Annotated in this window: 11 protein-coding genes and 3 tRNA genes; 12 read left to right on the forward strand and 2 right to left on the reverse strand. The window is 42.7% G+C overall.

Annotated features, from left to right (window positions below; translation table 11 throughout):
* Positions 1 to 6: 6 nt before the first annotated feature.
* Genes E4T79_RS01645 through E4T79_RS01660 form a run of 4 tightly spaced genes read left to right on the forward strand, consistent with a single transcriptional unit; the run spans position 7 to position 3,415 of the window.
* Entirely contained in the window at positions 7 to 987 is a 981-nt protein-coding gene (locus E4T79_RS01645) for a Gfo/Idh/MocA family oxidoreductase (RefSeq protein ID WP_135026987.1), read from the forward strand.
* A 14-nt stretch (positions 988 to 1,001) separates the two neighbouring features.
* The gene (locus E4T79_RS01650) at positions 1,002 to 1,655 is read left to right on the forward strand and encodes a uracil-DNA glycosylase (protein WP_135026988.1); all 654 of its coding nucleotides are present in this window, start codon (positions 1,002 to 1,004) and stop codon (positions 1,653 to 1,655) included.
* An 8-nt stretch (positions 1,656 to 1,663) separates the two neighbouring features.
* Positions 1,664 to 2,128: an 8-oxo-dGTP diphosphatase gene (locus E4T79_RS01655; protein ID WP_135026989.1), complete on the forward strand. Its 465-nt coding sequence runs from the start codon at positions 1,664 to 1,666 to the stop codon at positions 2,126 to 2,128.
* A 15-nt stretch (positions 2,129 to 2,143) separates the two neighbouring features.
* Complete coding sequence (locus E4T79_RS01660) at positions 2,144 to 3,415, forward strand: dihydroorotase (RefSeq protein WP_135026990.1); 1,272 nt, start codon at positions 2,144 to 2,146, stop codon at positions 3,413 to 3,415.
* Between the two features lie 455 nt (positions 3,416 to 3,870).
* On the opposite strand, the gene plsY is transcribed toward E4T79_RS01660, so the two are convergent.
* The gene (gene plsY, locus E4T79_RS01665) at positions 3,871 to 4,515 is read right to left on the reverse strand and encodes a glycerol-3-phosphate 1-O-acyltransferase PlsY (protein WP_135027010.1); all 645 of its coding nucleotides are present in this window, start codon (positions 4,513 to 4,515) and stop codon (positions 3,871 to 3,873) included.
* Between the two features lie 1,309 nt (positions 4,516 to 5,824).
* Between plsY and parE the strand changes: the two genes are divergently transcribed.
* The 8 genes from parE (at position 5,825) to E4T79_RS01705 (ending at position 14,162) form a co-directional block, all read left to right on the forward strand.
* Complete coding sequence (gene parE, locus E4T79_RS01670) at positions 5,825 to 7,768, forward strand: DNA topoisomerase IV subunit B (RefSeq protein WP_135027012.1); 1,944 nt, start codon at positions 5,825 to 5,827, stop codon at positions 7,766 to 7,768.
* Between the two features lie 562 nt (positions 7,769 to 8,330).
* Positions 8,331 to 10,781: a DNA topoisomerase IV subunit A gene (parC, locus tag E4T79_RS01675; protein WP_135027014.1), complete on the forward strand. Its 2,451-nt coding sequence runs from the start codon at positions 8,331 to 8,333 to the stop codon at positions 10,779 to 10,781.
* A 101-nt stretch (positions 10,782 to 10,882) separates the two neighbouring features.
* Complete coding sequence (locus E4T79_RS01680; protein ID WP_280643151.1) at positions 10,883 to 11,929, forward strand: branched-chain amino acid aminotransferase; 1,047 nt, start codon at positions 10,883 to 10,885, stop codon at positions 11,927 to 11,929.
* A 58-nt stretch (positions 11,930 to 11,987) separates the two neighbouring features.
* On the forward strand, positions 11,988 to 12,221 hold the full coding sequence (locus tag E4T79_RS01685; protein WP_135027018.1) for a DUF2969 domain-containing protein: 234 nt from the start codon (positions 11,988 to 11,990) through the stop codon (positions 12,219 to 12,221).
* Between the two features lie 51 nt (positions 12,222 to 12,272).
* Positions 12,273 to 12,353, forward strand: a tRNA-Tyr gene (locus E4T79_RS01690).
* A 124-nt stretch (positions 12,354 to 12,477) separates the two neighbouring features.
* Positions 12,478 to 12,549 (forward strand) — tRNA-Gln (locus tag E4T79_RS01695).
* 122 nt (positions 12,550 to 12,671) lie between these two features.
* Positions 12,672 to 13,877, forward strand: coding sequence for a 30S ribosomal protein S1 (rpsA, locus tag E4T79_RS01700; protein WP_135027020.1), 1,206 nt, complete (start codon positions 12,672 to 12,674; stop codon positions 13,875 to 13,877).
* Positions 13,878 to 14,090: 213 nt separating this feature from the next.
* A tRNA-Arg gene (locus tag E4T79_RS01705) sits at positions 14,091 to 14,162 on the forward strand.
* A 412-nt stretch (positions 14,163 to 14,574) separates the two neighbouring features.
* Here the strand turns inward: E4T79_RS01705 and E4T79_RS01710 are convergent.
* The coding region (locus E4T79_RS01710; RefSeq protein WP_194183755.1) for a transposase at positions 14,575 to 14,853 on the reverse strand (279 nt) is incomplete at its 5' end.

Consider the following 14,853-nt stretch of genomic DNA (forward strand, 5'->3'; position numbering starts at 1 on the left):
GATAAAATGACTAAAGTAAAATGGAAATGGGCAACATTGGGGACTGGTGTAATTGCAAATGAACTCGCCCAGGCTTTGCAAGGATTGGGAGGAAACCTTTACTCGGTCGCGAATCGGACCTATGAAAAAGGACTGGCCTTTGCAGAGCGATATGGAATTGAAAAAGTTTATCGTGAAGTAGATGAGGTCTTTGCAGATGAAGAAGTCGATATTATCTATATTTCAACACCCCATAATACCCATATTGATTTTCTTCGTAAAGCGCTAGTAGCTGGGAAGCACGTGCTATGTGAAAAGTCTATTACCTTAAATAGTGCTGAGTTAGAAGAAGCGATGCAGCTTGCTGAGGAGAACGGTGTCGTATTGGCAGAAGCTATGACTATCTATCACATGCCGCTGTATCGTAAGTTGAACGAGATTCTAGCATCGGGTAGTCTTGGACCACTTAAAATGCTTCAGATGAACTTTGGGAGTTATAAAGACTACGATATGACCAATCGATTTTTTAATCGTAACTTAGCAGGTGGTGCTCTCTTAGATATTGGGGTATATGCCTTATCTTTTGTGAGATGGTTTATGTCCTCTTGTCCTCGTCAGATTGTCTCACAGGTCCGTTTGGCCCCTACAGGTGTGGATGAACAAGTTGGTATCTTGCTAACCAATGAAGAAGGGGAGATGGCAACGGTTAGCCTTACCCTCCATGCAAAACAGCCCAAACGGGGCATGCTGGCCTATGAGAGGGGATATATTAAAATCTATGATTATCCGAGAGGGCAACGAGCTGTGATTACTTACACGGAAGATGGACATCAAGAAGTTCTTGAAGTTGGTGATACGAGCGAAGCCCTACGCTATGAAGTACTTGATATGGAACGTGCAGTAGCAGGTATCGAGCAAGAGATGTATCTAAATTATAGCTACGATGTGATGCAGATGATGACAGAGTTGCGCAAGGAATGGGGATTGAGTTATCCTGAGGAAGAGTAAGAAAGAGGGTGCAGATGAAACATTCAGCTTGGCATGATTTGATAAAAGAGCAACTCCCGCAGGGATACTTCGGGAAAATCAATCAATTTTTGGACTATGTGTATGGACAGAGTGTCGTTTATCCTCCGAGGGAAAAGGTCTTCAATGCCATTCAGACAACGGCTCTCGAAGATGTAAAAGTCGTTATTCTAGGTCAGGACCCTTATCATGGTCCCAAGCAGGCACAGGGCTTGAGTTTCTCTGTTCCAAATGACCTACCGGCCCCGCCGTCCTTACAGAATATCCTGAAAGAATTAGCAGATGATGTAGGTCAAAAAGAGCAACATGATTTGACAACTTGGGCAGAACAAGGTGTCTTGCTCCTGAATGCCAGCTTGACTGTTCCTGCTGGACAGGCCAATGGTCATGCAGGTCAAATCTGGGAGCCTTTTACAGATGCTGTTATCAAGGTGGTGAATAGCAAAGAAAGTCCTGTTGTCTTTATTCTATGGGGTTCCTATGCCCGAAAGAAAAAGGCTTTAGTGACCAACTCTCACCATTTAGTGATTGAGTCAGCTCATCCAAGTCCCTTGTCAGCCTATCGTGGTTTTTTTGGTAGTAGACCTTTCTCACGGACCAATCAATTTTTAGAAAATAGGGACTTGGAGCCGATTAACTGGCTGTTGTAGGAGGAAAAATGGTAAAATTAGCAACGATTTGTTATCTTGATAACGGAAGAGAATTGCTCCTCTTGCACCGCAATAAGAAGAAAGATGATGTTCATGCTGGTAAATGGATTGGTGTGGGTGGCAAGCTAGAAGCAGGTGAAACACCGCAGGAATGTGCCGTGCGGGAAATTTTTGAGGAAACTGGTTTACGAGCAAGGCCAGTTTTAAAAGGCATTATCACCTTTCCTAATTTTACCCCAAACCATGACTGGTATACTTATGTCTTTACGGCGACAGAGTTTGAGGGAGAGCTGAGTGAGTGCGAAGAGGGAACGCTTGAATGGGTGCCTTACGAGGAGGTTCTTTCAAAGCCGACCTGGGAGGGGGACCATACCTTTGTTTCGTGGTTATTGGAGAGCAGACCTTTCTTTTCAGCTAAGTTTAGCTATGAGGGTGAGCAGTTAGTGGATAGTCAAGTGGATTTTTATGGATAGGATAAAGGAGTAGAGATGTTACTGATCAAAAATGGGCGGGTCATGGATCCCAAAACAGGCTTTGAGCAGATTTGCGATGTGTTGGTTGAGGGCAAAAAAATTGTGCAAATCGCAGAAACGATTGAGGTAGTAGCTGATCGAGTAATTGATGCGACCGGTTTGGTTGTTGCACCTGGTTTCATTGATATTCATGTGCATTTTAGAGAACCAGGTCAGACCCATAAGGAAGACATTCATACGGGAGCCTTGGCAGCAGCGGCTGGGGGCTTTACACGAGTGGTCATGATGGCGAATACCAATCCGACTATTTCGACAGTTGAAACCTTAGAAGAAGTCTTGGCATCAGCTGAACGTGAAGCCATTCATGTCCACTCTGTCGCAACTATTACAGAGAATTTTGATGGACAACATCTGACGGATTTTGAGCATTTACTGGCAGCAGGAGCAGTTGGTTTTTCAGATGACGGTATCCCTTTGACGAGCTCTCGCGTTGTGCGTGAGGCTATGGAGAAAGCTCAAACATTAGGTACTTTTATTAGTCTCCACGAAGAAGATCCTGAATTAAATGGTACTTTGGGTCTTAATGAAGAAATTGCGCGTAAGCATTTTCATATTTGTGGAGCAACAGGTGTAGCTGAATACAGCATGGTAGCGCGTGATGTCATGATTGCCTATGCGACCAAGGCTCCTGTTCATATCCAGCATTTATCAAAGGAAGAAAGTGTCAGAGTAGTTGAGTTTGCTCAGCAATTAGGTGCTCAAGTTACAGCAGAAGTAGCACCGCAGCATTTTTCTAAGACAGAAAATCTGCTGTTGACCCAAGGTAGTAATGCAAAGATGAATCCTCCTTTACGCTTAGAGTCAGACCGCCTGGCTGTTATTGAGGGCTTGAAATCAGGAGTTATTTCTATTATTGCCACAGATCATGCCCCTCATCATCAAGACGAAAAAAATGTCGAAGATATTACTCAGGCACCGTCTGGCATGACAGGTCTTGAAACCTCGTTGTCGCTCGGCTTGACCTATCTGGTAGCAGCAGGACATTTGACCTTGATGGAGCTCTTGGAAAAAATGACCGTCAATCCTGCTCAACTTTATCAGTTTGATGCGGGTTATTTAGCAGAAAATGGTCCAGCAGACATTACGATTTTTGCTCCAGATGAGAAGAGAACAGTCGCCCCTATCTTTCAGTCCAAAGCCAGCAATTCGCCCTTTATCGGTGAAGAACTAAAGGGACAAATCTGCTATACCATTTGTGATGGTAAGATTGTCTATGAGGCTATTTAAGTCAATATAGCTACTTTTGTTTATCTTTTATGCTAGTTACGTTATGCAATTTACATCCTTATCTCGTCTTGTTGAACTTCAGTTTTGCTTTCGAGGAGATGGCTTTGTTATCTTTATCCCCAAAGAAAGGTCCAAAATTCTTAAAGGTGAAAGCTAGCCAGATGATACTGTTGATTGAGTGTGCAAGACGATGAGCAGTGAGTAATGATATCGTCATTTCGTTTATCTTTTATTACTTCATTCTCTCCTTGCCGTACTCTAGTACAGCCTGCAGCTCGTTTCCTAGTACTAAAAGACTATAATAGCCTATATCGAAGTAGGATATCGTCATTTCGTTTATATTTTTATTACTTCGTTCACTCGTCTTGCTGTACTCCAGTACTACCTGTGACTCGTTGCCTAGTACTAAAAATAAACGAAACGGCTATAATCATAAAAAACTAGGGAAATATTCTCTAGTTTTTTTGATGTTGCTTTGTCAGATTTAAGCCCCAAGGGACTAAATTCTCCTCTTTTTTTAGAATCCGCTCAATGTTTTCCTTATGGCGCACAATGACGAAAGAACCTAAGAAGAGGATGATTGGGATAAAGACAAGGTCATAATCGTGAATGAGCAATCCCATACTTGGAAAAAGAAGGGCTCCAACCATGCCGAAGATGGATCCTATGACACTTGATAGTGACACCATGGAAGTTAGATACAGTGTAACTATAAAAACGAGTATCAGATAGATACAAAAGAGCGGTGCAAATCCCATCAGCATACCTGCTGACGTTGCAACAGCCTTGCCTCCTTTGAATTGAGCAAAGATAGGAAAGGTATGTCCCAATACAGCAACTAGCCCAAAGACGATAGGAGAAATGGTATCAGCATGTAACCATATGGGTAGGAGAACAGCTAAGGTACCCTTTAGAAAGTCTAAAGCAAAGACCGCAATGCCAGCTTGTTTTCCTAGAACACGAAAGGTATTGGTTGTTCCGATATTTCCTGACCCGTATTCACGAATATTTTTATGGAAACATATCTGACCAATCCACAAACCAGACGGGATAGATCCCAATAAATAAGCAATCAATAAAAGTATCATTGTTTTCATCATATCCTTATTATACCATGAAATCGCACAAGAACCTATTTTGTAGAATAAAATAGGCTGGGGGAAATGTGACAGCGGAAATCAAGATACGAGAGCGTTTGACACGAGTGATACTCGTTTTATCTCCAACCTCCAACAGTCTATCCTTAGACTGTTGAAGCAACTCCTAGACAAAATAGGCGGCCGAACAGAAGTTGCAAGTAACTTCGTCGTGAGACCCCTGCGAAGATAGTTAGGCTCGTCACAAATGAAATGCAGGGAGGAGCCAGCTAGCTACCGCTAGGAACAATCATTTATCTTGTGATTTTTGTAGTCATTTTTTGACTGTTTTGCCAGAGCGTTGTAGCCTGTGTTCAATTACATCAAGATACAAGGGCGTGTAAAAAGCGAATGAAAAATAGGAAATACGACGAGGAAGCTTCTGCTTCTAGGAGTATTTATCTTTTTTCCGAGCTTTTAGCCCGAGTTCAGTTACATCAAGATACAAAGCCCGTTAAAAACTCAAAGCGAAAATAGGAAATTTGACGAGTGAAAAGCTCCAGTGGAGGTTTTCAGCCTACTTCCTAAAAGTATCCGTAAGCAAGTAAACCTCGCAACGGCTTCGTCTCTTTTTCGCGCAGAGTTTAGGGCGTGTTCAATTACAAGATACAAAAGCCGTAAAGCGAGCAAGATAAAAATAGGAGGTTGACGCAGAGTCTGTATACTCCAGGAAACCTATACCTAAAGGTAACCACACCTGTAAACAACTAAAGTTGCAACAGTTGCGTTTCTTTTTTACGCAGCTCGTAGGCTGTGTTCAATTACTCAAGATACGAGGGGTGTAAAAAGCGAATGTACCCGGCCTCCGCATCTGTAAAACAGGCATAGCCTACAACAGTTACGGTAAAAATAGGAAATACGACGAGTGAAAAGCCCCAGTGGAGTTTTTCAGCCTACCTCCTAGGGAGCGTTTGCTCCGCAACCGTCTATTTCTCGCATGTTATGCCTTTAGAGCTAGTTAAAGCAAGAACATCTGGGTTTTTCCCTACCTCTTCCGTATCAATAAAGTGGAAACAACTTGTAATCGCTGAAAATATATAAATGTGCAATAAAATTATACTCTTTGCAGCCCTGCTAGACATTGTCGGAGATTTTAGTACGCTTGTGTCAACCTTATCTTTTTGAGAATCCAATAAGGAACAAGTAAAGTGATAGCTTTGTCGTCTTTTATGACCCTTATAGGTGGTGTTGGGGGAGTTGATAACAACCATCATTTGCAAAAATAGCAAAAAACTTGTAATATAGTAAGGATGAACAACACAGGAGGTTCCTTGTGGTAAAAAAGGAAATCAATATTAACAATTACAATGACGATGCGATTCAGGTCTTAGAAGGACTGGATGCGGTTCGAAAACGTCCCGGCATGTATATTGGATCAACCGATGGAGCTGGACTGCATCACTTGGTTTGGGAAATCGTGGACAATGCGGTCGATGAAGCCTTGTCAGGATTCGGTGACAAGATTGATGTCACGATTCATAAAGACGGGAGTATCAGTGTCGCAGACCATGGACGGGGAATGCCAGTTGGCATGCATGCGATGGGAATTCCAACAGTAGAAGTCATTTTCACAGTACTTCATGCTGGAGGAAAATTTGGTCAAGGTGGCTACAAGACTTCAGGCGGTTTGCACGGGGTAGGTTCTTCTGTCGTCAATGCTCTTTCCAGCTGGTTAGAAGTAGAGATTACCCGTGACGGAGCGATTTACCGTCAGCGTTTTGAAAATGGTGGAAAACCTGTAATAAGTCTTGAGAAAGTTGGTACAGCTCCCAAGTCGAAATCAGGAACCAAGGTTCGTTTCATGCCAGACAGCACCATTTTTTCAACGATCGATTTCAAGTACAATACCATTGCGGAACGTTTGAATGAGTCAGCCTTTCTTTTGAAACAGGTGACCTTGACACTAACAGACGAGAGGACAGGTGAAGAAAGCCAATTCCACTACGAAAATGGCGTACAGGACTTTGTTAGCTATCTGAATGAGGACAAGGAAACCTTGACCCCTGTGCTGTATTTTGACGGTGAAGAGGGAGGATTCCAAGTAGAAGTAGCGCTTCAGTACAATGACGGCTATTCAGATAACATCCTCTCCTTTGTCAATAATGTCCGCACCAAGGACGGCGGTACCCACGAAACAGGTCTTAAAACAGCCATCACCAAGGCCATGAATGACTATGCTAGAAAGACAGGACTGCTTAAAGAAAAGGATAAAAACTTGGAGGGTTCTGATTACCGCGAGGGGTTAGCTGCTGTCCTATCTATCTTGGTGCCTGAGGAGCATTTGCAATTTGAGGGTCAGACCAAGGACAAACTCGGCAGTCCTCTGGCTCGTCCAGCAGTTGATAGCATTGTCTCTGACAAGTTGACGTTCTTTCTTTTGGAAAATGGCGAACTGGCTTCTAATCTCATCCGCAAGGCCATTCGTGCCAGAGATGCGAGAGAGGCAGCACGCAAGGCTCGTGATGAAAGTCGTAATGGGAAGAAAAATAAGAAAGACAAGGGGCTCCTATCAGGGAAATTAACCCCTGCCCAGTCCAAGAATGCTGCTAAAAATGAACTCTATCTGGTCGAGGGAGATTCGGCTGGTGGTTCTGCTAAGCAAGGACGGGACCGCAAATTCCAAGCGATTTTGCCCCTAAGAGGAAAGGTCATCAATACTGCCAAGGCAAAAATGGCAGATATTCTGAAAAACGAAGAAATCAATACAATGATTTATACGATCGGTGCAGGTGTCGGTTCGGACTTTAATTTAGAAGATGCGAATTACGATAAGATTATCATCATGACCGATGCGGATACAGACGGAGCCCATATTCAGACGCTTCTCTTAACTTTCTTTTATCGCTACATGCGCCCGCTAGTAGAGGCTGGTAAGGTCTATATTGCTCTTCCTCCCCTTTATAAGATGAGTAAGGGCAAGGGTAAACAGGAAAAGATTGCCTATGCTTGGACAGATAACGAACTGGAGCAACTCCGTAAAGACTTTGGTAAGGGAGCAATGTTGCAGCGCTATAAAGGGCTGGGCGAGATGAATGCAGACCAACTTTGGGAAACGACCATGAATCCAGCTACTCGCACCTTGATTCGCGTGACCATTGAAGACCTGGCTCGGGCAGAACGCCGCGTATCGGTTCTTATGGGAGATAAGGTCGAACCTCGCCGTAAATGGATTGAAGATAATGTCATCTTTACCTTGGAAGAAAGTGGCGCGTTTTAACGGAGTGCTTTGCAATGGAGCAAAAATTCATAAGAAAAATATATTTGCCGTTAGGCATCAGTTGATGTTTTTTGCAACATCAATAGAAAAGTTATTAAACAGAGATTTGGCTGGGAAAATAAGGCTGTCTGGAGTAAGGTACGAAAAGAGAAGATTCATCCTCCAGGGTTCTGGTTGAGCATTAATATTCTACTACGGCATGCAGGTAAGCGTGAGCGAGCCCAAAATGGATAATCGCCGCTGTAGTGAAAGAAGCCACTAACTTTGTTACTATCTTTAGGGAAGTTGGAAGACGGAATGCTTCCTACTTAGGAATGGAACTCTGCAGGAGATCGCTTCTGTCCCCACTACTTAAGGCGATTATCAAAAAAGTAAAAAAGAAAGAGTAATTTTTCGACAAGAAACGAAGAAAGGAATGTTCTGTTAGCCTTTCTAACTGAACACGGGACTAAATTCCTAGTGAAAAAGATAAATCTCCCTAGATGTCTATCATCGTCGGTCGATTTTCTATTTTCTTACGGAATTTTTCGGCGAGCCGAATTGTCCCTTTGTATCTTAATTTATGTCAAACATTCAAAACATGTCCTTAGAGGACATCATGGGAGAGCGTTTTGGGCGCTACTCCAAATACATCATTCAAGAGCGGGCCTTGCCCGACATTCGTGACGGATTGAAGCCGGTACAACGGCGGATTCTTTATTCCATGAATAAAGATGGCAATACGCATGATAAGGGGTATCGCAAGTCTGCCAAGTCTGTCGGAAATATCATGGGGAATTTCCACCCGCATGGTGATTCGTCTATTTATGATGCCATGGTCCGCATGAGCCAAGACTGGAAAAATCGTGAGATTTTGGTGGAAATGCACGGGAACAACGGTTCCATGGACGGTGACCCACCTGCGGCGATGCGGTATACCGAGGCGCGCCTGTCTGAAATGGCAGGCTTCCTACTTGAGGATATCGACAAGAAAACCGTTCCTTTTGCCTGGAACTTTGACGATACGGAAAAAGAGCCAACTGTCTTACCTGCAGCCTTTCCAAATCTCTTAGTGAATGGGGCGACAGGGATTTCAGCAGGATATGCAACCGATATTCCGCCCCACAATCTCTCAGAGGTCATCGATGCCGTTATTTACATGATTGACCATCCAACGGCCAAGGTGGATAAGCTCATGGAATTTTTACCAGGGCCAGATTTCCCGACAGGAGCTATTATCCAAGGACGCGATGAAATTAAGAAAGCCTATGAAACAGGAAAAGGGCGTGTGGTTGTACGCTCTAAAACTGAAATAGAGCAATTAAAAGGTGGCAAGGAACAGATTGTTGTCACAGAAATTCCTTATGAAATCAATAAGTCTGTTCTGGTTAAAAAGATTGATGATGTGCGGGTTAATAGCAAGGTAGCAGGGATTGCTGAAGTCCGTGATGAGTCAGATCGGACTGGTCTGCGAATCGCCATTGAGCTCAAAAAAGATGCCAATCGTGAGTTGATTTTGAATTACCTGTTTAAATACACTGATTTACAGATAAATTATAATTTCAATATGGTAGCAATTGATAACTTCACTCCACGTCAAGTCGGAATTGTGCCGATTTTGACTAGCTACATTGCCCACCGCAAAGAGGTCATCTTAGCTCGTAGTCGCTTTGATAAGGCAAAGGCTGAAAAGCGCCTCCACATTGTCGAGGGCTTGATTCGAGTGATTTCGATTTTGGATGAGGTCATCGCGCTGATTCGGGCCAGTGAAAATAAAACAGATGCTAAGGAAAACCTCAAGGTCAGCTATGACTTTACCGAAGAACAAGCAGAAGCTATCGTGACCCTGCAACTCTACCGTTTGACTAATACGGACGTCGTGGTTCTGGAGGAAGAAGAGGCAGAACTCCGTGATAAAATTGCCTACCTGGCAGCGATTATTGGGGATGAGCGTACGATGTACAATCTCATGAAAAAAGAGTTACGTGATGTGAAAAAGAAATTTGGTAATCCGCGCCTCAGTGAATTGCAAGATACAGCCAAAACCATTGAAATTGATACAGCTAGTCTAGTGGTTGAAGAAGAAACTTACATCAGCATTACGAAAGCAGGATATATCAAGCGCACCAGTCCACGGTCGTTTGCAGCTTCAACAGTGGATGAAATTGGCAAGCGTGACGATGATCGCCTGATTTTTATGAGTGCAGCCAAGACCACCCAGCAGCTTTTAATTTTCACCAATCTAGGGAATGTTATTTATCGGCCTGTCCATGAATTATCCGATATCAAATGGAAAGAAATTGGTGAACATCTCAGTCAGACAATTTCCAACTTTGAAGTAAGAGAAGAAGTCATCTATGCGGAGTTGGTAGAAAATATTGATACAGGTGTCTATCTGGCGGCAACGAAAATGGGGCAAATTAAACGTGTTGAGCGCAGCGAATTTAGACCTTGGCGGACCTATAAGTCTAAGTCACTCAAGTTTGCTAAATTGAAAAATGATGAGGATCAAGTTGTCTTGGTTGTGCCTGTTCAGCTAGAAGATGTCATGATTATTACGAAGATGGGCTACGCTCTTCGCTTTAATGGTGAAGAGGTGCCAGTCGTTGGTGCAAAGGCGGCTGGTGTCAAGGCTATTAATTTAAAAGGGAATGACACAGTAGCTGCAGCCTTTCTAGTTTCAAGCAAGGCATTCTATGTTTTGACTCAAAGAGGTGCACTGAAAAAAGTAGCAGTGGACGAAATTCCAGCAACCAGTCGTGCTAACCGCGGCTTGCAGATTTTACGTGAATTAAAAACGAAGCCACACCGTGTCTTTATCTCAGGAATAGTCCAAGGTGAAGCGATTGATTTGGACTTGTTCCACCAAGGTGAGGGTCTAGATGAGAGCCAATTTTTGAAAGTAATCTCAGCTTCTGGTCAAGTATACGAGGTAAACCTTGCAGAGCTTTCTTTCTCAGAACGTACTAGCAATGGTAGCTTTCTTTCTGACACGATTTCAGATGAAGAAGTCAACGATGCTTACCTGATGTAAAAATCAGCCTTGTGCTGGTTTTTTTCTATCATTAAATTATCTGAAAATTGAAAAATAATACTTGAAAATATGAAAAAAAGGTGTACAATGATAAGTACATACTGAAAAAGGAGAAGTCTATGACTGTATCACTTGACTGGGAAAATCTTGGATTTTCCTATATGAAATTGCCTTATCGTTACTTAGCAACTTACACAGACGGAAAATGGAATGAAGGTGGCCTGACAGAAGATGCGACCCTCCATATATCTGAATCCTCACCGGCCCTCCACTACGGACAACAAGCCTTTGAGGGCTTAAAAGCCTATCGGACCAAGGATGGTTCTATCCAGCTTTTTCGTCCTGACCAGAATGCTGAGCGTCTGCAACGGACCGCTGATCGTCTCCTGATGCCGCAGGTACCGACAGAGATGTTTGTTGAAGCCTGTAAAGCAGTAGCGCGCGTTAATAGCGAATACGTTCCGCCTTATGGAACAGGAGGCAGCCTTTACCTTCGTCCGCTTTTAATTGGAATTGGAGATATTATCGGTGTCAAACCAGCAGAGGAGTACATCTTTACAGTCTTTGCCATGCCTGTTGGGAATTATTTCAAAGGTGGACTTGCTCCGACTCATTTTCTCATCCAAGACAAGTATGACCGCGCAGCTCCTCATGGAACAGGTGCAGCCAAGGTCGGTGGAAATTATGCAGCTTCACTCTTACCAGGTCAATATGCTAAGAAAAAAGGCTTTTCTGATGTGATTTATCTTGACCCAGCAACCCATACCAAGATTGAAGAAGTTGGATCTGCCAATTTCTTTGGGATTACCAAAAACAATGAATTTGTAACCCCCATTAGTCCGTCCATTTTGCCATCAATTACGAAATATTCGTTGCTCTATTTGGCGGAGCATCGTTTGGGGATGAAAGCTGTTGAGAGAGAAATCTTTGTGGAAGAATTGTCAGACTTTATTGAGGCAGGAGCCTGTGGCACAGCAGCAGTCATCTCCCCAATAGGTGGTGTACAGCACGATGATGATTTCTATGTATTCTACAGTGAAACAGAAGTTGGACCTGTCACACGTAGATTATATGACGAATTAACAGGTATCCAATTTGGTGATATTGAAGCACCAGAAGGTTGGATTGTAAAAGTAGATGAAAATTAGAGCTTGCACTTGCAAGCTCTATTCTTTTCGTGTAAAATGGGAAAAGTGAGGTTTGATAATGAGTAAAAAAGATAAAAAAATTGAAATTCAACTAGAAGAGGGCAGTGTACAAGTCAATGGAGAGAAGTTTCCAGGCTACACTCTAACTATTGGAAAAAAGGTTATTGGTGAGATTGCAGAACTAGCAGAGAATCATTTTGCCGTCATGAAAAATGGAAATACAGAGAGCTTTTATAAAAAGCTCGAAAAAGCTGTCGGGAATGTCATTGAAAATTACAATTTGCACCATTAATCTCTTGTAATAGTGACTATTTTATGATAGAATAAGGACTGTTAGTGTTGAGGAGAGATAGCGAAGAGGCTAAACGCGGCGGACTGTAAATCCGCTCCTTCGGGTTCGGGGGTTCGAATCCCTCTCTCTCCATTTAGGATATTAAGAGCCTAAAAAAGTCCGTACGAGAATAGGAAATTGCCCAGTGATGTATCATCACCTAGCGTTTCGTCGGTGTTCAGCTTAAGAGCGGTGAGCATTTCTGGAGAAAAAATCTTGGGGTATAGCCAAGCGGTAAGGCAAGGGACTTTGACTCCCTCATGCGTTGGTTCGAATCCAGCTACCCCAGTCAAGGTATTAGGAACGGTTCCTAATTCGTCAAAGATACTCTTTTGTTAGTCCTTGCGTGTGCCTTAATAAAATATATTTTATGTTGAGTCGAGAGACTTGATTGTCGGAGGTTTTTTTATAATGAACGAATTTGAAGATTTGTTGAACAGTGTAAGCGAAGTTGCACCTGGTGATGTGGTAACTGCAGAAGTATTGACAGTTGATGCTGGTCAAGCTAATGTAGCTATTTCTGGAACTGGTGTTGAGGGTGTTTTAACTCTTCGTGAGTTGACAAACGACCGTGAAGCTGACATCAACGAACTTGTTAAAGTTGGTGAAACGCTTGAATTGCTTGTACTTCGCCAAGTAGTTGGTAAAGATACAGACACTGTTACCTATCTTGTATCTAAAAAACGTTTAGAGGCACGCAAAGCATGGGACAAACTTGTTGGACGTGAAGATGAAGTCGTTACTGTTAAGGCAACTCGTGCAGTAAAAGGTGGACTTTCAGTTGAATTTGAAGGTTTGCGTGGATTCATCCCAGCTTCAATGATTGATACTCGCTTTACTCGTAATACTGAACGTTTTGTAGGCCAAGAGTTTGAAGCGAAAATCAAAGAAGTTGACCCAGCAGAAAACCGCTTCATCTTGTCACGTCGTGACGTAGTAGAAGAAGTGGCTGCTGCTGCTCGTCAAGAAGTATTCAGCAAATTAACTGTTGGTGAAAACGTAACAGGTAAAGTTGCGCGAATCACAAGTTTCGGTGCTTTTATTGACCTTGGTGGTGTGGATGGACTTGTTCACTTGACTGAATTGTCACATGAACGCAACGTATCACCTAAATCAGTTGTAACAGTTGGTGAAGAAGTTGAAGTGAAAGTTCTTGCGATTGACGAAGAAGAAGGTCGTGTGTCCCTTTCATTGAAAGCTACAACGCCTGGACCATGGGATGGTGTTGAGCAAAAATTAGCTACTGGTGACGTAATTGAAGGTAAAGTAAAACGTTTGACTGACTTTGGTGCTTTCGTAGAAGTATTGCCAGGTATTGATGGACTTGTACACATCTCACAAATTTCACACAAACGTGTTGAAAATCCAAAAGAAGCACTTACAGTTGGTCAAGATGTAACGGTCAAAGTTCTTGAAGTAAATGCTGCTGATGAGCGTGTATCCCTTTCTATCAAAGCTTTGGAAGAGCGCCCAGCTCAAGCTGAGGGTGAAGAGAAAGTTGAAAAACGTGAATCACGTCCACGTCGTCCAAAACGTCAAGAAAAACGTGATTTTGAACTTCCAGAAACTCAAACTGGATTCTCTATGGCTGACCTTTTCGGCGATATTGAATTGTAATAGATTGCTACTCTGTCAAAATCAGATTTGAGATTGAGATAAAAAGAGTTGCTCTTAGTAAGTTGTATAGATTTAACAGCTTGTTGTAGTAGTTGTCTGGTTTGTAAAAGGGTGTTACACCAATAATCTACGAGCCTAGTCAACCAAGAAATAAAGGAGTGAGGAACATCAATTTTTTCGAAATGACAGTTGAGTCCCACTCCCTTTCTCTTGCCGTCCTTAGTGTAATGGATATCACGTAAGATTCCGGTTCTTGAGATGGGGGTTCGATTCCCTCAGGACGGATTGCCTAACAGATAATGAGGTTGGAACAACAGTACCGACCTCATTACTATTTTATAACAATCAATACATGACTATGCGACGAAATCGAGGGTAGAACAGAAGTTCAGCAAGGTGAGCTAAAACTCTGGGAGAGGCTGATTGTTAGAAAGTATATGTTTTTATAGTATGAGTAGTTTGCCTTGTATCAATCGTTAGAGAACTGCCGATTGAAAGCAGTGTCTGACAATTCACAGGTGGGACTTGTCGGACTTGTAAAATGTTGATACTTCAACATTTTTTTGTTGCAAATGCTAGCTGTGCTGGCCTTATTTTTTCTCCTATAGTCTTTTGGTTTATCTTTTATTATTTCGTTCACTCGCTTTGCCGTACCTTAGTACAGCCTGCAGCTCCTTGCCTAGTATAGTCGTTTAGTTTATAAACAGTATTCTAAACTTTCATATACAGACTTTCCAGCTCTGAGTAGATTCCGAACCTTGTTTTTGAGAGTAGCCCAATATTGTTCAATCGGGTTAAGTTCAGGAGAATAGGGAGGTAATGGAAGAAAATAATGTCCCTTGGCTATGGCAAGCTTATCCAATTTCGCTTTAGGATGGAAGCTGGCATTATCCATTACAATAAGATGTGGCTCTGACAAAGAGGGTAAGAGCTGGTTATCAAACCATTTGGTAAAAAAGGCGCTCGTCATACTTTC

The sequence above is a fragment of the Streptococcus sp. LYSM12 genome, assembly GCF_004569635.1.
Lineage (GTDB): Bacteria > Bacillota > Bacilli > Lactobacillales > Streptococcaceae > Streptococcus.

Excerpts from the sequence above, each read along its gene's own strand:
- E4T79_RS01645 (WP_135026987.1), top strand. The coding sequence starts at position 7 with ATGACTAAAGTAAAATGGAAATGGGCAACATTGGGGACTGGTGTAATT.
- E4T79_RS01685 (WP_135027018.1), top strand. The coding sequence starts at position 11,988 with ATGAGTAAAAAAGATAAAAAAATTGAAATTCAACTAGAAGAGGGCAGT.
- parC (WP_135027014.1), top strand. The coding sequence starts at position 8,331 with ATGTCAAACATTCAAAACATGTCCTTAGAGGACATCATGGGAGAGCGT.
- plsY (WP_135027010.1), bottom strand. The coding sequence starts at position 4,515 with ATGATGAAAACAATGATACTTTTATTGATTGCTTATTTATTGGGATCT.
- E4T79_RS01655 (WP_135026989.1), top strand. The coding sequence starts at position 1,664 with ATGGTAAAATTAGCAACGATTTGTTATCTTGATAACGGAAGAGAATTG.
- E4T79_RS01650 (WP_135026988.1), top strand. The coding sequence starts at position 1,002 with ATGAAACATTCAGCTTGGCATGATTTGATAAAAGAGCAACTCCCGCAG.
- E4T79_RS01660 (WP_135026990.1), top strand. The coding sequence starts at position 2,144 with ATGTTACTGATCAAAAATGGGCGGGTCATGGATCCCAAAACAGGCTTT.
- rpsA (WP_135027020.1), top strand. The coding sequence starts at position 12,672 with ATGAACGAATTTGAAGATTTGTTGAACAGTGTAAGCGAAGTTGCACCT.